General features: G+C 34.9%; 21 protein-coding genes. 11 read left to right on the plus strand and 10 right to left on the minus strand.

What is annotated here, in order from left to right; translation table 11 throughout:
- Window positions 1-379: 379 nt before the first annotated feature.
- The gene (locus FNJ88_RS01290) at window positions 380-1,900 is read right to left on the minus strand and encodes an FMN-binding glutamate synthase family protein (protein ID WP_143851361.1); all 1,521 of its coding nucleotides are present in this window, start codon (window positions 1,898-1,900) and stop codon (window positions 380-382) included.
- 393 nt (window positions 1,901-2,293) lie between these two features.
- Here FNJ88_RS01290 and FNJ88_RS01295 point away from each other — a divergent pair, with 393 nt between their 5' ends.
- The 3 genes from FNJ88_RS01295 (at window position 2,294) to FNJ88_RS01305 (ending at window position 4,254) form a co-directional block, all read left to right on the plus strand.
- Window positions 2,294-2,977: a DUF4197 family protein gene (locus FNJ88_RS01295; RefSeq protein WP_143851362.1), complete on the plus strand. Its 684-nt coding sequence runs from the start codon at window positions 2,294-2,296 to the stop codon at window positions 2,975-2,977.
- 64 nt (window positions 2,978-3,041) lie between these two features.
- Window positions 3,042-3,350, plus strand: a complete 309-nt coding sequence (locus FNJ88_RS01300) for a DUF493 family protein (RefSeq protein ID WP_143851363.1) — start codon at window positions 3,042-3,044, stop codon at window positions 3,348-3,350.
- Window positions 3,351-3,360: 10 nt separating this feature from the next.
- Entirely contained in the window at window positions 3,361-4,254 is an 894-nt protein-coding gene (locus tag FNJ88_RS01305; protein ID WP_143851364.1) for a TIGR01777 family oxidoreductase, read from the plus strand.
- Here FNJ88_RS01305 and FNJ88_RS01310 read toward each other — a convergent pair whose 3' ends face one another.
- The 4 genes from FNJ88_RS01310 to FNJ88_RS01325 all read right to left on the minus strand — a co-directional run bounded on the left by FNJ88_RS01310 (window position 4,255) and on the right by FNJ88_RS01325 (window position 7,164).
- Window positions 4,255-4,602: an ArsC/Spx/MgsR family protein gene (locus tag FNJ88_RS01310; protein ID WP_143851365.1), complete on the minus strand. Its 348-nt coding sequence runs from the start codon at window positions 4,600-4,602 to the stop codon at window positions 4,255-4,257.
- 57 nt (window positions 4,603-4,659) lie between these two features.
- Complete coding sequence (locus FNJ88_RS01315; RefSeq protein ID WP_143851366.1) at window positions 4,660-5,274, minus strand: deoxynucleoside kinase; 615 nt, start codon at window positions 5,272-5,274, stop codon at window positions 4,660-4,662.
- Window positions 5,275-5,345: 71 nt separating this feature from the next.
- Window positions 5,346-6,134: a hypothetical protein gene (locus FNJ88_RS01320; protein WP_228414546.1), complete on the minus strand. Its 789-nt coding sequence runs from the start codon at window positions 6,132-6,134 to the stop codon at window positions 5,346-5,348.
- A 4-nt stretch (window positions 6,135-6,138) separates the two neighbouring features.
- Window positions 6,139-7,164: a glutaminyl-peptide cyclotransferase gene (locus tag FNJ88_RS01325; protein WP_143851367.1), complete on the minus strand. Its 1,026-nt coding sequence runs from the start codon at window positions 7,162-7,164 to the stop codon at window positions 6,139-6,141.
- 113 nt (window positions 7,165-7,277) lie between these two features.
- On the opposite strand from FNJ88_RS01325, the gene FNJ88_RS01330 reads away from it, so the two are divergent.
- Window positions 7,278-8,891 (plus strand): M1 family metallopeptidase, encoded by a 1,614-nt coding sequence (locus tag FNJ88_RS01330; RefSeq protein WP_143851368.1) that lies wholly within the window; start codon window positions 7,278-7,280, stop codon window positions 8,889-8,891.
- A 66-nt stretch (window positions 8,892-8,957) separates the two neighbouring features.
- Here FNJ88_RS01330 and FNJ88_RS01335 read toward each other — a convergent pair whose 3' ends face one another.
- From FNJ88_RS01335 to dacB, 3 genes are all read right to left on the minus strand, one after another.
- A complete protein-coding gene (locus FNJ88_RS01335) occupies window positions 8,958-9,893 on the minus strand; it encodes a hypothetical protein (RefSeq protein WP_143851369.1) in 936 nt (311 codons plus the stop codon).
- An 86-nt stretch (window positions 9,894-9,979) separates the two neighbouring features.
- Window positions 9,980-11,143, minus strand: a complete 1,164-nt coding sequence (locus FNJ88_RS01340) for a sensor histidine kinase (protein WP_143851370.1) — start codon at window positions 11,141-11,143, stop codon at window positions 9,980-9,982.
- A gap of 16 nt (window positions 11,144-11,159) precedes the next feature.
- Entirely contained in the window at window positions 11,160-12,533 is a 1,374-nt protein-coding gene (gene dacB / locus FNJ88_RS01345; RefSeq protein WP_143851371.1) for a D-alanyl-D-alanine carboxypeptidase/D-alanyl-D-alanine-endopeptidase, read from the minus strand.
- 165 nt (window positions 12,534-12,698) lie between these two features.
- Between dacB and FNJ88_RS01350 the strand changes: the two genes are divergently transcribed.
- The 3 genes from FNJ88_RS01350 (at window position 12,699) to nhaA (ending at window position 16,645) form a co-directional block, all read left to right on the plus strand.
- On the plus strand, window positions 12,699-13,136 hold the full coding sequence (locus FNJ88_RS01350; RefSeq protein WP_143851372.1) for a hypothetical protein: 438 nt from the start codon (window positions 12,699-12,701) through the stop codon (window positions 13,134-13,136).
- 112 nt (window positions 13,137-13,248) lie between these two features.
- Window positions 13,249-15,453: a RelA/SpoT family protein gene (locus FNJ88_RS01355; RefSeq protein ID WP_143851373.1), complete on the plus strand. Its 2,205-nt coding sequence runs from the start codon at window positions 13,249-13,251 to the stop codon at window positions 15,451-15,453.
- A 16-nt stretch (window positions 15,454-15,469) separates the two neighbouring features.
- The gene (nhaA, locus tag FNJ88_RS01360; protein WP_143851374.1) at window positions 15,470-16,645 is read left to right on the plus strand and encodes a Na+/H+ antiporter NhaA; all 1,176 of its coding nucleotides are present in this window, start codon (window positions 15,470-15,472) and stop codon (window positions 16,643-16,645) included.
- A 22-nt stretch (window positions 16,646-16,667) separates the two neighbouring features.
- Here nhaA and FNJ88_RS01365 read toward each other — a convergent pair whose 3' ends face one another.
- Window positions 16,668-17,663, minus strand: coding sequence for a YihY/virulence factor BrkB family protein (locus FNJ88_RS01365; protein WP_143851375.1), 996 nt, complete (start codon window positions 17,661-17,663; stop codon window positions 16,668-16,670).
- Between the two features lie 30 nt (window positions 17,664-17,693).
- Between FNJ88_RS01365 and rlmH the strand changes: the two genes are divergently transcribed.
- From rlmH to FNJ88_RS01385, 4 genes are all read left to right on the plus strand, one after another.
- Entirely contained in the window at window positions 17,694-18,167 is a 474-nt protein-coding gene (rlmH, locus tag FNJ88_RS01370) for a 23S rRNA (pseudouridine(1915)-N(3))-methyltransferase RlmH (protein WP_143851376.1), read from the plus strand.
- A gap of 142 nt (window positions 18,168-18,309) precedes the next feature.
- A complete protein-coding gene (locus FNJ88_RS01375) occupies window positions 18,310-19,092 on the plus strand; it encodes a HipA family kinase (RefSeq protein WP_143851377.1) in 783 nt (260 codons plus the stop codon).
- Window positions 19,079-19,462, plus strand: coding sequence for a DUF3037 domain-containing protein (locus tag FNJ88_RS01380; RefSeq protein WP_143851378.1), 384 nt, complete (start codon window positions 19,079-19,081; stop codon window positions 19,460-19,462). Before FNJ88_RS01375 ends, FNJ88_RS01380 begins: the two co-directional genes overlap by 14 nt.
- 238 nt (window positions 19,463-19,700) lie before the next feature.
- The gene (locus FNJ88_RS01385; protein WP_143851379.1) at window positions 19,701-20,255 is read left to right on the plus strand and encodes a GNAT family N-acetyltransferase; all 555 of its coding nucleotides are present in this window, start codon (window positions 19,701-19,703) and stop codon (window positions 20,253-20,255) included.
- 181 nt (window positions 20,256-20,436) lie between these two features.
- Here FNJ88_RS01385 and FNJ88_RS01390 read toward each other — a convergent pair whose 3' ends face one another.
- Complete coding sequence (locus FNJ88_RS01390) at window positions 20,437-22,764, minus strand: ATP-dependent helicase (protein WP_143853848.1); 2,328 nt, start codon at window positions 22,762-22,764, stop codon at window positions 20,437-20,439.
- Window positions 22,765-22,769 lie beyond the last annotated feature (5 nt).

Below are 22,769 nucleotides of genomic sequence, written 5' to 3' on the forward strand. Positions count from 1 at the left end.
GTAAATATTAATAGGGTGAAAACTAACAAGTGTTTTTTACTATATTTAGCCTTTACGCAGGAAAGAGCTTAGTGAGAAAAGTCACGACAAACTTATTCATTCTTTTTTTTGTACCTCTTGAACATAAATACAGTTAGAATTTGTAATCTAAAAGATTAACTTAATTGGTATACCACGATGCGGAATAATTAGGCTGATTCTTGCACTAAAAAGCCATTGTGAGTTCAGTGTTTCCCATACAATCGATTACAGCTGGTCAAGTCCTTTCCTCTATTTATGCATTTGATTTTTCACATATTAAAAGTGATCACAACCAAACAAAAAAAAGCTTCAGGAATATATTCTGAAGCATTTTTTTTAAAATTTTTTGGGTGTTATATTAGTATCTACTAACAGGTGTTTTTACATTACCTAAAACATCTGGGAAATAATAATCTGCAAGATGCTCAAATTCATCTCCACGCATAAACATGCTGGCATCCACTTCTTCGTAGGTACTTCTTCCTGCAGCTGCAATGAGCTCATTACACGTACGCAAAGTATTTTTATGGAAATGATATACCCGCTCACTCTTATCTGTTACATCAAGACCTTTAATAAGCATCTTATCTTGTGTTGCTACTCCTGTAGGACAAGTATTGGTATTACATCTTAAAGCCTGAATGCAACCTAATGCAAACATAAAACCTCTTGCATTATTACACATATCTGCACCCATAGAAACTGCGCGAAGAATATCTAGAGCTGTTAACACTTTTCCACTTGCAATAACTTTCAATTTATCTCTGACGTTGAAGTTTGTCAACGTTCTGTTTACAAATATTAAAGCAGGTTCTAATGGCATCCCTACTCCATCTGAAAATTCAGGAGGTGCAGCACCTGTACCACCTTCAGCACCATCAACGGTGATGAAATCCGGGTAAATTTTCAAAACATTCATTTGTACGCAGATATCTTCAAATTCCTTGGTATCTCCTATACATAACTTAAAACCTACTGGTTTACCATCTGAAAGCTCCCGTAGTTGCTGTACGAATCTCAATAATCCTGCTGCATCTGAAAAAGAAGAGTGAGATGGAGGTGAAATAATAGTTATTCCTGGTTGTACGTGACGGATCGCTGCAATTTCTGGAGTATTTTTAGATCCTGGAAGAACTCCACCATGACCTGGTTTAGCTCCCTGAGAAATCTTGATCTCTATCATTTTTACGGCAGGAATAGAAACATTTTTCTTGAAAATCTCGGGAGAGAAAAATCCATGATCATCTCTACATCCGAAATAACCTGTTCCGATCTGCCAGCAAAGATCACCACCTTCTAAATGGTATGGTGAAATTCCACCTTCTCCAGTATTATGATAGAAACCTCCTTTTTTAGCTCCTCTATTTAAAGAGATCTGTGCTCTGTCACTCAGTGATCCAAAACTCATCGCAGAAATATTAAATAAAGAAGCCTCGTATTTCTGAGTACATTGTGCGCCACCAACTAAAACGGTCGGTAAATGTTCTGAGGGCGATTTTGCATAAATCGAATGTTTAATCCCCTCATATTTTCGATTATTTATCTCTAACTGCGTTCCAAAAGGTACCGTATCACTAATATTTTTTGATCTTCGGTAAGCAGCGGAACGTTCGTTCCGGGGAAATGGTTTACCGTCCGTTTCTCTTTCAATAAAATACTGCTGCATTTCAGGAGAAATACCTTCGAAAATGTAGCGAAAGTAACCTAACACGGGAAAATTTCGGAGAATGGCATGTTTGGTTTGGAATGCATTATACAAACCTAAAATATAAATACAACTCAATAGAATTGGAATCCACAAATGGGCTTTAAGCAATAAAGAAAGCGCCCAAGTTACTACCAAAACTACAAGTCCCCATCTAATGAATTTATCTCTCATTATAACTTTTTTATTTACATGCAAAACTAATAATAATAACCCGACAAAAAAAACAAGTTTAGATTGAAAAACTCTTTTTAACCCTATATTTATCTCCAATTATTTGTGGTCAAATTAATGCTGTTTAATAAGATCAAAATAGTATACGATATAGGTATTGATTTCGAATCTTCTCCACTTTTTTATTACATTTTAGGTAAAAATTATCATCTTTCATAATGAAAAACAGAAACTTCTTTTTTTCTAAAAATTTACGTTCTATACTGAATAGATATTATCTATTATCTTCTTATATTACCTCGAATTATACCAATTAAGCAGGGACAAAATCAGGATAATTTTTTGGCTTACTATTTGAAAAGCTTTATTCCTTAACTTTAACAAAATTATAAGATGACTAAAAATACAATATTAGTTGCTACGATGGCAATAGCTACAGTAGGGACAACTGCACAGTCTTGTGTTGCATTGGCGACCTCAACAGTAGGGTTAGCAGTTTTAAAACAAATTCTACTTGGAGGAATTACCAAAGGTTTAAACATTTTCAGTAACAAAGACAGCTTTATGGGGAACCAACTCATCGAAGCTGCACTACCACAACAACTTCGTGATCTCAATAACACTCTTCAAAAAGTAGGGTTAAGTAATTTGGTACAAAAAGAAAAGGAATATATCGCTGAAGCTGCAGCGTTTACAGTAAACACTTCGCGTCCTATTTTAATTAACGCTGTAAATTCATTAACAGCAGAAGATGCAGGTCGAATTGCTCAAGGTGGAACTGGTGTGGCGACACAAATTTTACGGGAGAGAACTTCATCCCAACTGATGGCAGCGATTGCTCCTAAAGTTGATGCAAAACTAAATGAATTCGGACTCGTGCAATCATTAAATACCGCATTATCCGGCACTAATTTATTAGGAAGTATTTTAGGTGGACAAAATTCATCCAACATGTTAACAAGCGGTTTAAGTAATTTTGCAGCGCAGCAAATGGTTAATGGATTATTTAATATCATTGAAAGCCACGAACAGCAAAACTCAACTACTATTCTGAACTCCATTAAAGCTCAGCAATAAAAAGATATTTTCATTATATTTGAATTCCGGCCAACGGAATTCTTTTCATTTAAACTTACAAGAAATGGCAGATCAAACAGCTCCTGAGCAAAGTAAAAATCCGGAAGATTTTTATAATTCTTTGAAAGAAAAATTAACAGCTCATCATAATTTCCCAGAAGATTATCTCTTCAAATTTATCATAACCAGTGATGAGTCGAAACTTACAGAAATCTATCGCGTTTTCGACGATATAAAATTTACGATGAGTACTAGAGATAGTAAAAATGGAAAATATACTTCCCTAAGTATCAATGCTTTCGTTTTAGATGCTGAACAAGTAGTTAAAATATACAAGCAAGTTGCTTTGATAGAAGGAGTAATGATGTTGTAATGTAGTTAAAATGAATATTTTAATAACTGGAGGCACTGGACTCGTAGGTAAATCTCTAGTGAAGAAACTTACAGAAATTGGACATATCGTCAGAATCCTAACCAGAAATCCCTCTCAAAATTCGAATGAATTAAAATGGAACATTTCCGAAAAATACATTGATGAAAAAGCATTTAATGATTTAAACTGTATCATACATCTGGCGGGAGCAACAATCAGTGAGCGCTGGACCGAAAGTTATAAAAAAGAAATGTACTCCAGCAGAGTTGACGCAGCTGAACTTATCCAAGATTATTGTGTTAAACTCGGCATTCGATTAGATTCATTTATTTCTGCTTCCGGTATTAACTATTATGGAACGTTTACCTCCGATCAGATTTTGAAGGAGAACTCACCCATTGTCCAGCATGATTTTTTGGCAAATCTTTGTGAAAAATGGGAGAAATCTGCTTACCTCTTTTCATCAATAGCTGATCGTGTGGTTTGTTTACGAACGTCTATGGTTCTGGCAAAATCTGGCGGTGCTTTTCCTCTCCTCAAAAAAATCGTTGACTTTAATGTGGGCTCAGCTATTGGATCAGGAGACCAGTGGATGAATTGGATTCATGTTGATGATTTAGTAAACATGTACGTGTTCGCAGTTGAAAATTCAAGAGTAAGTGGAGGTTTTAACGCAGTTAGCGATGATTTGGTTACTAATGAAAGTTTTATGAAAAAACTTGCTGCATCTTCAAACAAATTATTTTTACCGATCAACGTTCCCAGGTTTGTAATGAAATCAGTACTAGGTGAAATGAGCACCATTATATTGGAGGGCACCAGAGCGGACAATAAAAAAATCAAATCTCTGGGATTTGATTTAAAGTATTCGAATTTAAATAATGCTTTTAAAAGCTTGATTTAATTAATTTACTATAAAGAATTTCGCAACCTCAACTGGTCTTCCAATCATTGCAACCCCATCTTTTATCAAAATTGGACGTTGAATAAGCGATGGGTTTTCTACAAGAACCTTCACCCATTCATCTTCGCTTAATTCTTTATCTAAGTAATTTTCTTTAAATATTTTTTCATTTTTACGAATCAGATCTTTCGCTGCCATTCGTAATTTCTTCAGCACCGTACGTATTTCAAGTTCACTTAACGGATTCTTTATAAAATCAATGATCTCAAATGGAACGCCGTTTTCATCTAAGTATTCTAAAATTCCTCGACTTTTAGAACAGGAGTTATTATATAGGATTTTAACCATTGTAGTAGATTTAGAAATGTTAAATTAAATAAAAAGCCAGCAGATGAACTTTTAGCACTAGAATAGTCCGTGAAGTTCAGTTTCAATTCTTTCCAGAATAAGACCAAAATCTTCAGGTCTTTCGACGAAATCCAAATCATCAACTTCAATGATTAACAGGTTGCCTTCGTTGTATTCGGAGATCCATTTTTCATATTTCTGATTCAATTTAGAAAGATATTCTATGCTTATAGAAGCTTCGTATTCACGCCCTCTTTTATATATTTTCTTCACCAAATTGGGTACATCTGATTTTAAGTAAATTAGCAAATCCGGTGCCGAAACAAAACTCTTCATTAAATTAAAAACGGACGAGTAATTCTGAAAATCACGATCACTAAGTAAATTCATGTCATTCAGGTTCTCAGCGAATATATGTGCATCTTCGTAGATGGTTCGATCCTGAATAATATTTTTGCCACTTTCACGAATTTCTTTGACCTGTCGAAACCTACTTCCTAAAAAATAAATTTGAAGGGCAAAACTCCATTGACTCATATCTGCATAGAAATCCTCCAGGTAAGGATTATGATCTACATCTTCAAATTGAGCCTCCCAACCATAATGCTTTGACAGCATTGTGGTTAATGTGGTTTTCCCAGCTCCAATATTTCCTGTAACAGCGATATGCATTATTTCCTAAGTTATAATTTGATGTATTAATAAAAAAAACCTTTCCAATAAAAATTTCTGTAAAAACCAACTCAATCAAGGCCTTTATCATCTTTTTCTTTTGGGCGGTAAAGATAAAGGTTGTTGTCTTTGATAACAAAATAAGACGATGAGTTTTTATCCACAAACTGAATATTTTCAGTCCGGAATAAGTCTGTTAATAATGAACCATTGATCATTTGAACAGAACACCTATTGATCACTAAAATTCTATTATTTTCACGACGTAACTTTCGGGGTTTCGTAACTTCATATGAATCTAAAGTATTCCCTTTCATATCAAAAACCTTTAACTGTTTGGGATACAAAAAGTAAAACTTTTGATTGAAAACTAAAAAATCAACCACATTGGTTAGATCTTCAAAAAAGGGATAAGATCCTACCTGTCGATTATCTCTAAAGTTATACTGGACAATTCGTTTTGAGCTTTCATCTACCAGCCAGGCCTGCTGTAGATCTTCTACAAAAGCCAACTTAATGAAACCAAAATTTTGCCGCAAATCGACTGTCTGAATTTCATTTAAATTTCTATCAAAAAAACGAAGTTCCTGTGCATTTTCTGAAAACGACGAAATATTCAAAGGATTTTGAACAGACTGGATCTTAAATGGCAAAGTAAGCTTTAACCTGGCCTTTTGCTGGCCTAAGGAATCATATTTTGTAAAACTGAAATCCTTATTTTTATATAAATAAACATTACCGTAATCGTCTACCAATATCTCTTTAGTTTCTGCTAATTTTAAGGTATCAAATGGCAGTATTCTCTGCGCAGAATGGGTGCAAAATAAAAACAAAAAGACTATTTTACAAACTTTCAGCATTTATTTATTTTATAGACACTTCATAAATCTTAGACCATAATTTGCCTGTAATTAACATATTATCACCTTTAAAAGCGATCCCGTTTAATACATCATTTGTAACATCTTTCGTATTTTCTTTGGCAATATCCGTAAAATCAAATTTGCCGACTACTTCTCCATTAGCTGGATTTATTTTTAGAACTACAGGTTTCTGCCAAACATTTGCATAGATGAAACCCTGGTGATATTCCAGTTCATTCAATTGGTCATAAGCTTCAGAATTTCCTGCAACCGCAATATAACGAACCATTTTAGAAGGATCGGTAGAATTTAGAAAATAAAGATTTTTTGTACCATCGGACGCAATAAAGTTTTTACCGTCATACGCTAAACCCCAACCTTCGCCCATCACATTCGGGTTAGGAAATTCGTTTAATAATTTTAAAGAGTTTTTATCGTAAACAAATATCTTTTTATTCCGCCACGTTAACTGAAAAATTTTATCACCCACAATCGTACAACCTTCAGAGAAAATATCTTCTGCCTGGCGCGTTTCAGCAATCGCATTTGTAGTTCCTAACGTATATTTCAAAATTCTTGACTCCCCTAATTGCCCATCAGATTCATAAACAATATTCCCTTCTAACTCAAATCCCTGAGTAAAATTCTTAGGATCGTGAGGATATTCTTTTACCACTTCATAATGGAGTACAGCTTCAGGATTTTTTGCGAAGACATTAATGGTTGCATCCTGAGTTAGAACTTCGCCTCCTTTCTTTTTGATATTAAAAGTTACTGCGTTGTCTCCTAGTGTAAAATATTTTGGATCAATTACCAATTTGGATGTTTCTTTATCACCAAAACTTATGGAAATACTTTCCGCATTATCTGTCACTTCCTTTGGAATTTCTACTGCATCACCGAAATGATAACCTTTGCTTTCCATAGAAAGATTATAATCATTTAGATTATTCAGAATTTCTTTATCATTATTACATGACACAAGGAAAACACAACAGAAAAGTACACCTATAATTTGAAGTTTCATTTAGTAAATTTTTTCAAAAATACTGAATTTTAATAATACTGCAGTAAAGTTTTTCCGATCATAAATTAACCAACTCAAATATTAATTATATTTGCTACTCTTAATCAATGAAAATGAAAAAATCAATATTACTTTTATTTTTAATTTCTGGTCTTTTTTCTGGACAACAGTTTAAAAAACAGGATACACTCAAAGGTTCAAATACTAGATTTAGAGATTTTTGGGACGTTAGAAAATATGAAATATCAGTTGAACCAAAATTTGCTGATCAATCTGTTTCAGGTACCAACAAAATTACCTTTGAAATTATTAAGGATATAATGAATCCAGTTTTTCAAATTGATTTACAGCAACCGATGAATTATAAAATTATTGATTCTGATGTAAAGCTTTGTTCCTCAAAACGAGAAGGTGATTTTATTTTTATAGAAACTAAAAAAGATTATAAAAAAGGGGAAATCCATTCATTCACTATTCAGTTTTTTGGAAATCCTATTATTGCTAAAAATGCACCTTGGGATGGTGGTTGGGTCTTTAAAAAAGATGCTCATGGAAACCCATGGATGTCGGTTGCACAAGAAGGAATCGGTGCTTCTGTATGGTTACCGTCGAAAGATATCTGGAGTGATGAACCCGACAATGGCATGATTATGAAAATTATCACGCCAAAAGATTTGGTTGGTGTGGGTAATGGAAGATTGATCGCTCACATGACAGAAAAAGATAAAAACATTTATACCTGGGAGGTTAAGAATCCTATTAACCTCTACTCTATTGTTCCTAATGTTGGAAAATATCTAAATTTCAAAGAAACTTATGCCGGTGAAAAAGGACCACTCGATTTGGATTATTGGGTTTTAGATTACAATCTAGAGAAAGCCAAAAAACAATTTCAGCAAGTTAAGCCAATGATGAAAGCATTTGAATATTGGTTTGGACGCTATCCTTTCTATGAAGATTCCTATAAACTGATCGAAACTCCCTATCTTGGCATGGAACATCAGAGTGGTGTTGGCTATGGAAATAATTATGAAAATGGTTATTTAGGACGTGATTTATCTGGAAGTGGAGTTGGTTTAAACTGGGATTTTATTATTGTTCATGAAAGCGGACATGAATGGTTTGCGAACAACATCACCGCAAAAGACAAAGCAGATATGTGGATTCATGAAGGTTTTACCAATTATTCGGAAACGTTATTTGTGGAAAATTATATGGATAAAGCCTCGGCCGAGAAATATGTGGTAGGGATTCGCAGAAACATCAAAAATGATGAACCAATTATCGGTCCGTACGGAATAGCGAAATCAGGAAGTGGCGACATGTATTATAAAGGCTCGAATATGATTCACACCATTCGCCAAGTCATTAATAATGATGAAAAATTCAGACAAATATTGCGGGGTTTAAACAAAGACTTCTATCATCAAACTGTTACTTCAAAACAAGTTGAAGATTACATTTCTAAAAATTCAGGTATCAATTTTCACACCGTATTTGATCAGTATTTAAGAACTACGAATATTCCGACTTTAGAATATACACAAAGTGGAAATGAATTGAAATTTCGATATACTCATATCGTATCAAATCTGAAATTACCTGTAAGAATCAACGATAGTATTGAAATAAACCCTACCAAAGAATGGCAGACTTTAAAGTTAACTTCTGCTGATCCAGTTCAATTTAATGAAAACTATTTCATCAGTTATCAAAATCAAAAATAGTTTACTAAACAATTTATAAAAAATGCCACTCTCTTCCGAAAGTGGCATTTCTATTATGATTATATTTTACTGACAGTTTAAGACATCCGAAACCATTAGTCTTTGACTTGATGTATTCGCAGGTACTGCAACATCATCCGAGGGAATGAAATTAACAGTCGATAAGGTAGCTGGAACATAAATTTTAACAGTCATTTCCCGATAACCATGTGGTTGATAGGAAACCCAATAACCTTTGGGATGTAGACCCCACGTTCCGTAAGCGATTTCTGATTTTTCTGGATTAATCCCTCCTAACATAGCTAAGCGCTCCAGATCGGCATAACTTGAAGAAGAAGAACTGAAATAATTTCTAATTTTATTTTCTGCATCCAAGGCTACTTGAACCGGTTTTGGCAAACTGCTTTTCGCTTTCGACATCATGCTATCAGGAATAAAATCTAAACCCATTTTTGATAATTGCAGGAATTCTTTTTTTGATAATAATCTCGCGGCTACTATCTGCAAATCAGAACTCATATTTTTGAAGCTTGATTTCGCAATCACGCCCCAAATCAAAGACTGTACTTGTTCTTGTGGAATATCTTGATGCAGATACCAGTTCTTGACCAAGGAACTGATGACTTCTTTTTTGGGCCCTTTTAGCGGCGCATATAAATAACCATCTCCAGAACTTGGTGCATACGTACCTGCTTTTAGACAAAAACTTTTCAAATTGATTGTATAGTAGCCCGGTCGAAGTACATACCCTTCTCTTTGTGAAAAACTATTGTTGCAAAGATTAATATATTTCTCATTCTCTGCGAATGATGGATTCTTCACATCCGCTTTGTTACAATCTTTGAAATTAGTGGTAATCGCTTCTGAAGTTATACTGCCAATTAGTTTTCGTCCGACTAATGAACCTGCTTTATCCAACACCTTATCTTTCAGTATATCAAAAATTTGTGCATTCACAGAAAACATGGTCAATAGTACAAATAATTGTATTATTCTTTTCATATCTATAGTTTTTATTTAATGCACAATTTAAATACAAAATACTGAAACGCAAATCTGTAAATACCGTTTTTTAACCCTAAATCCACTTAAGAATTTTTCATCATGATCCTGAAAGTAGTGCCAGTTCCTAACTCCGAAGCCGCAATTTTAATATCGCCATTATGATATTCTTTGATCACTCTCTTCGCTAAAGACAACCCTAAGCCCCAGCCTCTTTTTTTGGTGGAAAAGCCTGCTTTGAAAGCATTTCTTATCTGAGACCGTGTCATTCCCGACCCAGAATCAATAATATCAATGATGATATGTTTATTCTTTTCATACAGATTGACTTCGAGCCTACCTTCGCCTTTCATTGCGTCAACCGCATTTTTCACAATATTTTCGATTACCCAACTCAATAAAATCCTATTGTGAGGGATGAGTATTTGTTCTTTTGGAAGTACCAACATCAACTGTACTTTTCTTGAAATGCGGGATTTTAAATAGTCGTAATTCTGCTGAATAGTCTCATTAATATTTAAATCTTTGAGTTCAGGGACAGAACCTATTTTAGAAAATCGCTCGGAAATGGTTTTAAGACGGTTAATATCATTTTCAATTTCTTTTACCCCTTCAGAATTGGGATTTTCCATCCTCATAATTTCAATCCAGCCAATCATAGATGACAAAGGTGTCCCGATTTGATGGGCCGTTTCTTTTGCCAATCCGGCCCAGACATAACCTTCGTCCGTCTTTTTAATCGTTCGCAAGAACCAAAACGAAAAAAGCAAATAAGTTCCGATAAGAAAAGCCAGGCCATAAGGATAGTATCTCAAATTATTTAGAAAATTTGAATTGTCATAGAACACCAACTGTTCCTGGGTATCAGAAATTTTAATTTTTATTGGTTTATAAGAGCTTTCCATCGATCTTAATTGCGACTTGAGTTTCATGGGATTATTAATAATCTCTTCGGGTAAATTACGCGTATTGTCTTTGTACGGTATTCTTGACTCATCGGTAACGATGACAGGAATTTGATTATTTTCTTCTAAAACAGCAAGCAACAAATTTTGAATATTATCATCTAACTGGACATTTTCCTGTAGAATCTGCATGGCAGTGGTAAACACATGCATCCTTTCTATTTCCTTTTGGCGTAGTTTTTTTACTAAATAATTGGAAGCCAGTGTCAATGATAGAACAATGAGTGTGAGCAGTATAAAAACAAACCAATTGTTCAGACTCGATAAAGAAAATGTTTTTCTCATTTAGTATTTCTTCAAATTATTTAAGAGTGTTTAGCACTTCATACAAAGCGTTACTTACGTTCCCACCCTGATAATTATTTATGATGATAGCAACAACATATTTCTTTCCGCTTTTGGATGTGTGATAACCTGCATATGATTTAGTATCCTTCATAGTGCCACTTTTCAGTTTCATCCCATTTCCTTGGGTCGGGAAACCGTCATAAAACTCATTAAACCACGGTTGTTTTTTGCTCCAGAGAAGCGACTGCACTTCTGCACGTGCAGCAACATAATTCTGCGGAGACAAACCACTCCCATCTGCAAAGTTGATCATCGCAGGATTGATTCCTCTTTTGGTCCAAAAATCTTTTAAATAAGAAATACCCGCCTCAAAACTTCCTCTATTTTTCTTTTCCTTTCCCAAAGTTTTAATTAAAGTTTCACCATACATATTGATGCTTTTACGCATAAACCAAAAGATAATTTTATCCAAAGTCGGTGATTTATATTCTAAAATCTGATTATTCTTCGGTGCAAAATTTTCTTTCTCTCCATCAATTTTTTGCTGAGATGTGGAAGATATTTTTCCATTAAATGCTATTCCAGCTTCTTTTAACCAAGTGGTGATTTCATCTCCTAAAGTTAAAGGCGGATTTGGAGTAGATCCAGAAACAGTTATTGTTTTGTTAGGTAAAACCCCATTGATATAAGCAACATCCGAATGTGGTGCTGTATAGATTAAGCTTTGATCAGAATTCCCACCAGTTTTGATGTCATTGACCCATTTAACTTTCGGTAAATTCACATTAAATCCCTTAATACTTCCGCCAGTCATCTGAATATCGAATTGATTTTCCCTCCAGTTTACACTCCAAACTCCGGCACCGTAATAGTTTCCCATGTCATTCCAAGGCCATCCACCAGGAACGGTTTGAAAATCAAAATAAGAATCATCGATAATAAGATCTCCTGAAATTTTGGCAATATTGTTTTCTTTTAAAGCAGCAATTAATTTCTGTTTAAAATCTTCTGGTTTATAACCGCTGTACCGCCAGCTTCCCAACGTAGGATCTCCGGTAGAATAAATAAAAAGATCACCATTTAAATTACCGGCTGAAATGGTTCCCGAATAATTAGCCGTTGTGACATACTGAAAATCCTTTCCTAGAGTCTCTAAAGCAGCTGCCGCAGTGAATATTTTTTGTGTTGATGCAGTTGAGAGACCATTATTTCCGTTGGATTCATAAACAAAATTTCCATCTTCATCTGAAACATACATAGATAAGTTTGCTGCATAAGCAGAAGATGAACTTAATAATTTCTTGGTTGCAGCATCTAAGTTCTGCGCTACATTTTGGGTAAGATAGAATTGAGAAATCAGCAGAAAGATCGGAACCAGCTTTTTCATAAAGAATTTTTATTTTCAAATATAAAGAAATATAATTTTTCACAAATAAAAAGCTGTTACAAAAGAATATATTCCATTATCGAAAAATCAATTAAAACACCAATAAACTTGCATATATCATAAAATAATCGTAAACTTTGTGTAATAATTTTAAAATTTGAAGCCATGTCATCAATTATCACTGGTCTTTTTAAAAGCCAAAGCCAAGCGAAAGCTATTGCTGCCGACTTAGAAAATTCAGGTTTTCAAGACGCAGATTATATTATTTACCTGCATGCCGAAAATATTAGCAAAGAAGTGAAAACTTCCATCTGGCAATATTTTTTTAAAGACAAAACGAAACTTGAAGATGAGAGTTTGGTCGTAAGCGTAAAGGTGAAAACCCCTGAACAAGTTGATAAGGTGAAAGCATTGTTTGCGAAAAACAATTGCATTCATCAAAATTATATTGAAAACATAAAATTTCGAGACGCGCAATCTTTACAATACCTTAAGAGAATTGTTTCATTACGGGCAAAGTCAGAAATTTATAACGCTCCAGAAGTTAATTATCGTGACCAATCCATTGGTATGAATTCTGAAGTTCTTTTTGGAAAATCATAAGCGCTAAGAAGGTCTTTTTTTAGAAAGCGATGAGAAGCATTTTTTTATTTTAGCTTTTACCTGACTATTCGTCGTTTTTTTCTTATTTTCGTGCTATAATTGGCTTCAATAAATGGTTTACGATTTAGAACAGGAAAATAAAGAAATTCTCGCTAGGTATAAGGATCTTATCACAAATACCTACCGTAATTTGGATGAGGAAAATAACAAACTCATTCGAAAGGCTTTTGATATTGCCATAGATGCGCATAAAGATCAGCGTAGAAAAACTGGCGAACCGTATATTTATCACCCAATCGAAGTTGCAAAGATTGTCGCTAACGAAATTGGTCTTGGTACCACCTCTATTGCATGTGCACTTTTGCACGACGTAATTGAGGATTCCGATTACACCTACGAAGACCTTCTCAAAATATTCGGAAAGAAAATTGCTGATATTGTTAATGGTCTTACCAAAATCTCGGTAATGAATCATCAGAACATTTCGATTCAATCCGAAAACTACCGTAAATTATTACTGACCCTATCTGAAGATTTCCGCGTTATTCTTATAAAAATTGCAGACCGGCTTCACAACATGCGTACGCTGGACAGCATGGCACCCGATAAGCAAAAAAAGATTGCTTCCGAAACAGTATATATTTATGCACCTCTTGCCCACCGACTTGGCCTTTACAATATCAAATCTGAGCTGGAAGATCTTTCTCTAAAGTTTAATAATTCTGAAGTCTATTTAGATATTTCAGAAAAATTAAAATCGGCGAAGGAAAGTCGTGAAAAGTATATTGAAGAATTTAAGAAAGAAGTTACTGAACAACTCGAGGATGAAAACCTAAATGTTTCGATAAAAGGAAGAGCCAAAGCAATTTCGTCGATTTATCGTAAAATGCTGAAACAAAACGTTTCATTTGATGAAGTTTTCGATAATTATGCGATCAGAATTATTTATAAATCCGATGCGAAAAACGAGAAATTTCTAGCATGGAAAATCTACTCCATTGTCACCGATCTCTATCACAGTAATCCGCAAAGGATGCGCGACTGGATTTCTCAACCGCGGTCTACAGGATACGAAAGTTTACATCTTACTATTTTAGGTCCTGATAAGAAATGGATTGAAGTCCAAATTCGTTCTGAACGAATGGATGACATTGCCGAAAAAGGAGTTGCTGCTCATTACAAATACAAAGAAGGTTTCCGCCAAAATACGGACGAGAAAAAGTTCGAACAGTGGGTTACCGAAATCCGGGAGGTTCTTGAAAATCAACAATCCTTAACAACTACTGAACTTTTAGATGACATTAAATTAAATCTTTATTCTAAAGAAGTATTTGTTTTTACACCGAAAGGAGAAATCAAAATTTTACCGATTGGTTCTACTGCTTTAGATTTTGCATTTTCCGTACACTCAGATTTAGGCACAAAATGTTTAGGGGCAAAAGTGAACGGAAAACTAGTTCCTATTTCTTATGTTTTGCAAAATGGTGATCAGGTTGATATTCTATCTTCTCAAAATCAAAAACCTAAATCGGACTGGTTAGATTTCGTGGTTACCTCGAAAGCTAAGTCTAAAATTAAAGCAATTCTAAACTCTGAGAAAAACAATTTATCAGAAGAAGGAAAGGAAATTCTTCAGCGGAAGATGCGTCACGCCAAGATTAATTTTAACGATGAGGAAATTAATAAAATGCAGAAGTTTTTTGGTTTAAAGACTTCACAAGAATTATTTCTAAAGTTTCAAAGTGGCAGTCTCGATACAAGTGATGTAAAAAAATATACAGAAGGAAAAGGTATTTTAAGTAATATCATGCAGCGTTTCCGAAAATCGCCAACGAAAAATCAGGTTTTCACAGAAGTACCGGAAACAAATCTAGACATGATTGTTTTTGGTAAAGAAGAAGAAAAAATGAACTATTCTTACGCAAAATGCTGCACTGTAATTCCTGGAGACAGAATTTTTGGTTTCATCACCATTTCAGACGGCATTAAGGTTCATAATGACAACTGCCCAAATGCTATTAATCTACGGGCACAGTATGACTACCGAGTGCTGCCTGCAAAATGGGTGAATGAAGAAAAGTTCAAAAATAGAATCAAAATCGAAATTGAAGGTCTGGATCGTATGGGTATGATTAACGACATCACCACCGTGATCAGTAACAATATGAATATGGATATGAAAAGTATGTCTATGGAATCCAATAATGGTATTTTCTTAGGAAATATTAATTTGGAGGTACGAAATCGTGTTCAACTGGACGAAACCTTTAAACAATTAAAAAACATTAATGGGGTCTCTCGTGTGAAACGACTCTAAATATTAAATTAACTTTATGCTCATTACCGACTACTTTAAAAAGTTTCTTCATAGCTCACAGTCTTCAGGAATTATTTTAATCGTTTGTGTTCTCATCTCGCTGTTTATTGCAAATTCTTCCGCAGGAGTAGAATTTCAGCAGCTGTTAGACACCCAAATTGGACCTAGTCTCTTTCATTTAAATTATCCGATAAGCATTTGGATTAATGATGGCTTGATGGCCATTTTCTTCTTGCTTGTAGGCCTTGAAATTAAGCGGGAAATCGTGGAAGGAGAACTCTCAACATTTAAGTCGGCCTCTTTACCAATTATCGCTGCGGTAGGCGGAATGCTTGTCCCGGGTTTAATTTATTATTTCTTTAACAAAGGGACCGAATATGCAGGCGGATGGGCAATTCCAATGGCGACTGACATCGCTTTTTCTTTGGCTATCATTTCTATGCTCGGAAAACGGGCGCCACTTTCACTGAAAATATTTTTGGCTGCATTGGCTATCGTTGATGATTTGGGCGCAATCTTAGTTATTGCTATTTTTTATACCGATCAAATTCATTGGATGTATATAGGGTTAAGTGCGGCTATGGTTATAATCTTAGTCTTATTAAATACTTTTAAAGTTAAAAAGCATATTTATTATATTATTCCAGGGCTATTTATGTGGTATTTCATGCACCATTCCGGGATTCACGCAACAATTGCTGGCGTTTTATTAGCTTTCACCATACCTACCAATATTTCGACCACAGAAATTTCACCTTTAGAAAAAATGGAACAGAAATTACACCTTCCTGTGAATTTTCTTATTATGCCCATTTTCGCTTTGGCAAATACCAATATCATGTTTAGGGAAGGTATGGTAGATGAACTTTTCAGCAATTTTGGGTACGGGATTATCTTTGGGTTAGTAGCAGGAAAAGTAATTGGGATAAACCTCTTCTCCTACATTTTCATTAAATTAAAAATCAGCAGTTTACCGGATAAAAGTAGTTGGTCGCAAATGTTAGGTGCTGGATTATTGGCCGGAATTGGATTTACCATGTCCATTTTTATCGCGTTGCTCTCTTTTAAAGGCAACGTGGAAATTCAGGATGAAGCCAAATTTGCAGTTCTTGTTGCCTCAGTAATATCAGGATTTGCGGGATTCTCTTTGCTAAAATACGTGGGCAAAAAAAGAGAGCGTTTAGAAGACTAAGAAATATTTCCTCCTCAATCGATTACATTTTAATATGATGATGTTCTTCAATCTCTGGAGAATCAGAATCGGCATCCATTTTAAAAAGTAATTTGTTAGACGTCATTTCGTCGGCGATCATTTTTTCTACTCGAACCTTTTTAATGGCTATATTTAATTCGTTTCCGAGGAGAATCAAGATAATATTGATGTTAACCCAAACCATTACTAAAATAATGGTACCAATGGAGCCATATAAGACATTATACCGAGCGAAATTTCTAACATATATTGCAAAAAAGTAGGTAAGAAGCATAAATAAAATAGTGGTCAAAATCGCACCCGGAACCGCTTGTTTAAAGGTTGTTATCTTCAAACAACCAACCCAATAGAATAAGGCTAATAATATAAAGTAGAAAATTGGGAATGAAATGAATCCAATAATCTTAGACATATTATCCACCAGCCAGGAAATATTAATTTCGGGTGTGAACAATTTCAAAACGACTTCGCTATAATAAACACCTAATAAAGAGGCAATTATCAAAACAATAAAAGCGATTGTAATCACGAAGGCGACTAAAAATTCTTTTATAACCCCTCTTCGCAAATTCGTATTAATATTAAACCCATTAATCAAAGAGTGCGTTCCATTGACAGCGAATACCATGGCAAAAACGATGGTAAGATTACTGATATTTTTAATATTTGGAATAATGAAATTTTGGATGTAATCCGTGACATCGCTCTGCATGCGAGATGGTAAGATATTATGCAGTAAAATTTCAAAAATATAAAACTGCAGTTTATCATAATGAGGCAGATAAGGCAGAAGTGACAGAAGGAATAAAATAAAAGGAAAGAGACTTAAAAAGAAACTCCAGGAAATACTTGCGGCAATTCTTCCGATTTGCATTTTAAACACACCCTGACCATATATTTCAAACATTTTCAATAGAGAAATTCCTAAAAAAGGGATATGAATCTGATCCAGAAAATCTCTAATTTTAATGATGAATCGAGGAGTTTTAATGCCCATTAATTTATATTTGCAAAACAAAGATAAGAAATGAGAATCAATTTACTCTGCATGGGCAAAACTGCCGATCCTGAAATCAATACTTTGATCAATTATTACCGCGGTAGACTTCCGAAATATTGGAATTTCGAGATGATCGAAATCCCCGATGTAAAAAATGCAAAAAACCTTACTCCTGATTTACTAAAAAAAGAGGAAGGAAAATCTTTTTTACATTATATCGATAACACAGATATGGTTGTAATTCTAGATGAGAAAGGGAAACAATTTACCAGCAGAGAATTTGCAAACAAAATCGATGGTTGGATGAATGCGTCCATTAAAAAAGTCTCTTTTGTGGTGGGCGGAGCTTACGGTTTTTCAGATGAAATGTATGAAAGAGCTAATGAGAAAATCTCTTTATCTAAAATGACTTTTACCCATCAAATGATTCGCCTTTTCTTTGTGGAACAAATTTACCGCGCAGATCAGATCCTACAAGGCAAACCCTATCACAATGACTGATATCATGTCGATTGCTCACAAATTATAGTAAATAATTTACAATTAAAGTTGAATAATTCCTAATTTTTGCCCTCTCAAATTTTACTCTAAAACCTTTCAGCCCTCAACTTATAACTCAAACCTTTTTTCGTATTTTTGCTTCATGAGTAAAGATCTGTCTCTACGAACAGTAACTGTAATGCGGTATATTTTACCTTTGCGAGAAGGTGGCTCTTTGCCAGCACTTGCAGAAGCTGATGACGAATTTAAATACGTTTTGAAATTCCGTGGTGCTGGTCATGGAGTAAAGATGTTGATATCGGAACTTCTGGGTGGTAAGATCGCGGAAGTTTTAGGACTTCCAATTCCGGAGTTAGTGTTCGCTAATCTTGATGTCGATTTTGGGCGAACAGAAGCGGACGAAGAAATACAGGATTTACTCAAATTTTCTGAAGGTTTAAATTTAGGGCTTCACTTTTTATCCGGCGCAATAGCATATGACCCTTCGGTTAAAGTTGATCCTCTTTTGGCTTCCAAAATTGTTTGGTTAGACGGTTATATCACCAATATCGACCGTACTTTTAAAAATACCAATCTTTTGATGTGGCATCAAGAATTATGGGTAATCGATAATGGTGCTTCTTTCTACTTCCATCATTCTTGGATGAATTTTGACAAGCATGCTTTAAGTCCGTTTTTGTATATTAAAGATCATGTCCTCCTTTCGCAAGCCACAATGCTCGATGAAGCAGATCAATTTGCGAAAACGGTTCTAACAGACGAAGTTTTACGAAATATCGTCGATCTAATTCCGCTGGAATGGTTGGATTGGAATGATACAGATGACTCCCCAGACGAGATAAAAAAAGTATATTTCAATTTTTTGAAAACACGCCGTGATCATTCTGTTAATTTTGTAAAAGAAGCGCATCATGCAAGAGGTTAAAATTTACGAATACGCGGTAATACGATTGGTACCAAAAGTTGAAAGAGAAGAATTTTTCAATATAGGATTAATTCTATTTTCAAAAAGAGAAAAGTACATCCGTTTTGAATTTCACCTTTGTACAGAGAAATTTCAGTCGATGAAATCAAAACTTGATTATGGCGATATCGTGAAAAACCTTGAAAATTTCAAACATGTTGCAAAAGGAGATCAAGAAGGCGGGCCAATTGCCTTATTGGAGATTCCAGAAAGATTCCGTTGGTTAACAGCTGTCCGCAGCTCAGTGATCCAAACGTCGCGTCCACACCCTGGAAAAACACAGGATTTGAATGGAACCTTTGACAGGTTGTTTGAGGAACTGGTGAAATGACGTAAATATGATTTCGAAGTTCACGAAATTTAAATTGAGTTTAAACAATAAAGGATGATGCGTTTTGACTTTGTATCATTTTTTGAGACTTACAAACGAGTCAAAGATTATCGCTCCCCAACAATCTTTAATCATCAAAAGACTTACACAATTCCACTTTCCTATTGTAACTTCGATACAACGGAAAACGAAACAGTACAAATGCGCACGACGGTAGAAACCCTGAAAACAAAACTAAATGAAGATAAATATTGAAGAGAATGTTAGACTTGAACTAACAGCAAAAAAACACGCCCAATTTTTGTACGATGCGGTGAATGACAATCGGGAACATCTTTCTGTATTTTTACCGTGGATAGAAAATATGCAGTCGGTAGATGATTTTGAAAATTATGTTAAAAGTTGCGAATCTCTTTACAAACAAGAGAAAGAAGTGAGTTTTGTTATCATATTAAATGAAAAATTGGTCGGTAGAATTGGTTTACATCATTTAAATCTTCAAAATAAAAATGGTGCTATTGGATATTGGTTGATCAAAGACGCAGAAGGACAGGGAATAATATCCAAATGCTGCAAAAAACTTATCGACTATGGATTTAATGAGTTAGGACTAAATAGAATTGAGATAAAATGTGCATCCGAAAATAATAGAAGCCAAGCAATTCCCCAAAGATTCAATTTTACAAAAGAAGGAATTATGAGGCAAGCAGAATTTGTCAATGAAAGTTTTTTAGACATAATATTGTACTCAATTTTGAAAAGCGAATGGACATTAAATAAAACGAACCGCTAACATCTGTTTGCCAATGTGGCGGGAAAGTACTTATAAAACATTTCTCCAAAGTTGAGTGGCAGAATTTTTTTTTATCTTTTATGCTCCGAAATCGCCAACTGAAATTCTTACGATCTGGAAACCAGAGCTTAAAACCTTCCCTAATCTACACGCTATTAACCATATACAAATCCGTTACAAACTATATCTTCGTCAACTTCGCGAATTTCAAAATCAAATTCTTTTCACCTTCATGCTGAAATTTTACTTTTGCTTTGATGTTCTGCGGATCGGTACCATCCAAGAAGATCACATCACCCACTCCAAAACGGTCGTGGCGGACTCTGTCGCCAACTTCAATGTCCTGAGAAGAATTTCCACTTGGATTAATGATTCTTGCGGTAGCAACAGGTTTTAAATTTTGGGGAATTGGAAGCGGTTCTTTTCTTTCGATGGTTTTTTTCGCCTCTTTCTTTTTAAAAAATCTGGGTTCAGAATCTGCATCATCAAAAATATTAGACTTTAATCCAGAATGATTTACGAACCTGCTCTCTGTCGCTGGATTTATAAATTCCAGGTATTTCTCATCAACTTCACTTAAAAATCTGGAAGGTTCGGCATCGGTAATTTTACCCCATTGAAAACGGGAAACAGCGTAAGTCAAATAAGCCTCTTTTTCTGCTCTTGTTAAAGCCACATAAAACAGTCTTCTTTCCTCTTCCAACTCTTCTCTTGTGGAAGAACTCATAAAACTTGGGAACAGGTTCTCTTCTAAACCAACGACGTGAACCACAGGAAACTCCAATCCTTTTGAGAGGTGAATAGTCATGAGCGACACTTTATCAGTATCATCATTTTTGTCGGTTTGTGTATCGGCAGATAGCGCAATATTTTCTAAGAAACTTGACAGAGAAGCATCTCCATCATCTAACTGCTGTTGCTCTTCAATAAAGCCCTGCATGGAGTTCATTAGCTCCTGAACATTTTCTACTCTGGAAATTCCTTCTGGAGTCTGGTCATCTTTTAAAAATTTAATCAAACCTGTTCTTTTAGCCACTTCCATAGCCACATTGTAGGCATTTTCTGTTTTCAGCATAACCTGGAACGCTTTGATCATTGACCAGAAATCAGAAAGTTTGGTTAAAATACCATTGTTTAAATTCAAATTTGGCGCATAGAAGCCCAAATTATCTAAAACTTGATTTACAGCAATATTTTGAGAGTCGGCGAAGACGATCAGTTTATTTTGAGTAGTTTCTCCAATCCCACGCGCTGGGTAATTGATCACTCTGGTTAAAGCTTCACCATCATTTTCATTGACCAAAAGTCTTAGATATCCGATAAGATCCTTAACCTCTTTTCTTTGATAAAATGATAAGCCACCAAACACGCGATAAGGAATATTCTTTCTTCTTAACGCGTCCTCAAAAGCTCTGGTTTGGGAATTGGTACGGTATAATATTGCAAAATCAGTAAATTTTTTCTGCGCAGAATTGTGTTGTTCCCAGATATTCGAAGCAACAAAATTGGCCTCATCTGCATCGGAAAGAGAACGATAGACCTTAATCTTCTCCCCTTCTTCATTATCACTAAATACGTTTTTTTTGAACTGCTGAACATTCTTAGAAATCACCACATTTGCTGCGTTTACAATATTTTGAGTCGATCGGTAATTTTGTTCCAAAGAAACAGTAATGGCTTCCGGATAGTCCTTCTTAAAGTTTAATATATTATAAATGTTTGCACCACGGAATGAATAAATGGATTGTGCATCGTCTCCCACGACACAAATATTTTCAAATTTTGATGCTAAAGCTTTAACAATTAAATACTGAGAGTGATTGGTATCCTGGTACTCATCTACCAAAATATAACGGAATCGGTCCTGATACTTTGCTAATACTTGAGGAAATCTGGTAAGTAATTCATTGGTTCTCAACAACAAGTCATCAAAATCCATCGCGCCGTTTCGGTAACAGATATCCACATACTTCTGATAAATCGCACCGATATGTTTCATATTGGTACGTTCATCTGCTTCAATCAATTCTGGATTATTTAAATATGCTTTTACGGTAATGAGATTATTTTTATAAGAAGAAATTCGAGCCTGAACTTTTTTGGGTTTATATAAATCTGAATCTACATTAAGTTCCTTGAGTACTTTCCTTATCACGTTCAGTGAATCTTGAGAATCATAGATGGTAAAGTTAGACGGAAAGCCCAAGTAATCCGCTTCTGAGCGTAGGATTCTGGCAAAAACAGAGTGAAATGTTCCCATCCATAAAGATTTCGCTTCGCTTTGGCCTACCACTTTTGCGATACGTTCTTTCATTTCCTTGGCTGCTTTGTTAGTAAACGTGAGCGCCAGAATATTGAAAGGATCCACCAAGTTGGTAATTAAATGAGCGATACGCATAGTAAGTACCCGCGTTTTTCCTGAACCTGCACCAGCTAGTACCATCAACGGGCCTTGTAATGTGGTTACCGCTTCGTATTGTGCTTCATTTAATCCTTTCAAATAATCCATCAGTA

The organism is Chryseobacterium sp. SNU WT5 (assembly GCF_007362475.1).
Taxonomy (GTDB): Bacteria; Bacteroidota; Bacteroidia; order Flavobacteriales; family Weeksellaceae; genus Kaistella.

What these genes read in the sequence shown, in the direction of transcription:
- FNJ88_RS01290 (WP_143851361.1), bottom strand. Translation starts at nt 1,900, where the DNA reads ATGAGAGATAAATTCATTAGATGGGGACTTGTAGTTTTGGTAGTAACT.
- FNJ88_RS01295 (WP_143851362.1), top strand. Translation starts at nt 2,294, where the DNA reads ATGACTAAAAATACAATATTAGTTGCTACGATGGCAATAGCTACAGTA.
- FNJ88_RS01300 (WP_143851363.1), top strand. Translation starts at nt 3,042, where the DNA reads ATGGCAGATCAAACAGCTCCTGAGCAAAGTAAAAATCCGGAAGATTTT.
- FNJ88_RS01305 (WP_143851364.1), top strand. Translation starts at nt 3,361, where the DNA reads ATGAATATTTTAATAACTGGAGGCACTGGACTCGTAGGTAAATCTCTA.
- FNJ88_RS01310 (WP_143851365.1), bottom strand. Translation starts at nt 4,602, where the DNA reads ATGGTTAAAATCCTATATAATAACTCCTGTTCTAAAAGTCGAGGAATT.
- FNJ88_RS01315 (WP_143851366.1), bottom strand. Translation starts at nt 5,274, where the DNA reads ATGCATATCGCTGTTACAGGAAATATTGGAGCTGGGAAAACCACATTA.
- FNJ88_RS01320 (WP_228414546.1), bottom strand. Translation starts at nt 6,134, where the DNA reads ATGCTGAAAGTTTGTAAAATAGTCTTTTTGTTTTTATTTTGCACCCAT.
- FNJ88_RS01325 (WP_143851367.1), bottom strand. Translation starts at nt 7,164, where the DNA reads ATGAAACTTCAAATTATAGGTGTACTTTTCTGTTGTGTTTTCCTTGTG.
- FNJ88_RS01330 (WP_143851368.1), top strand. Translation starts at nt 7,278, where the DNA reads ATGAAAAAATCAATATTACTTTTATTTTTAATTTCTGGTCTTTTTTCT.
- FNJ88_RS01335 (WP_143851369.1), bottom strand. Translation starts at nt 9,893, where the DNA reads ATGAAAAGAATAATACAATTATTTGTACTATTGACCATGTTTTCTGTG.
- FNJ88_RS01340 (WP_143851370.1), bottom strand. Translation starts at nt 11,143, where the DNA reads ATGAGAAAAACATTTTCTTTATCGAGTCTGAACAATTGGTTTGTTTTT.
- dacB (WP_143851371.1), bottom strand. Translation starts at nt 12,533, where the DNA reads ATGAAAAAGCTGGTTCCGATCTTTCTGCTGATTTCTCAATTCTATCTT.
- FNJ88_RS01350 (WP_143851372.1), top strand. Translation starts at nt 12,699, where the DNA reads ATGTCATCAATTATCACTGGTCTTTTTAAAAGCCAAAGCCAAGCGAAA.
- FNJ88_RS01355 (WP_143851373.1), top strand. Translation starts at nt 13,249, where the DNA reads ATGGTTTACGATTTAGAACAGGAAAATAAAGAAATTCTCGCTAGGTAT.
- nhaA (WP_143851374.1), top strand. Translation starts at nt 15,470, where the DNA reads ATGCTCATTACCGACTACTTTAAAAAGTTTCTTCATAGCTCACAGTCT.
- FNJ88_RS01365 (WP_143851375.1), bottom strand. Translation starts at nt 17,663, where the DNA reads ATGGGCATTAAAACTCCTCGATTCATCATTAAAATTAGAGATTTTCTG.
- rlmH (WP_143851376.1), top strand. Translation starts at nt 17,694, where the DNA reads ATGAGAATCAATTTACTCTGCATGGGCAAAACTGCCGATCCTGAAATC.
- FNJ88_RS01375 (WP_143851377.1), top strand. Translation starts at nt 18,310, where the DNA reads ATGAGTAAAGATCTGTCTCTACGAACAGTAACTGTAATGCGGTATATT.
- FNJ88_RS01380 (WP_143851378.1), top strand. Translation starts at nt 19,079, where the DNA reads ATGCAAGAGGTTAAAATTTACGAATACGCGGTAATACGATTGGTACCA.
- FNJ88_RS01385 (WP_143851379.1), top strand. Translation starts at nt 19,701, where the DNA reads ATGAAGATAAATATTGAAGAGAATGTTAGACTTGAACTAACAGCAAAA.
- FNJ88_RS01390 (WP_143853848.1), bottom strand. Translation starts at nt 22,764, where the DNA reads ATGGATTATTTGAAAGGATTAAATGAAGCACAATACGAAGCGGTAACC.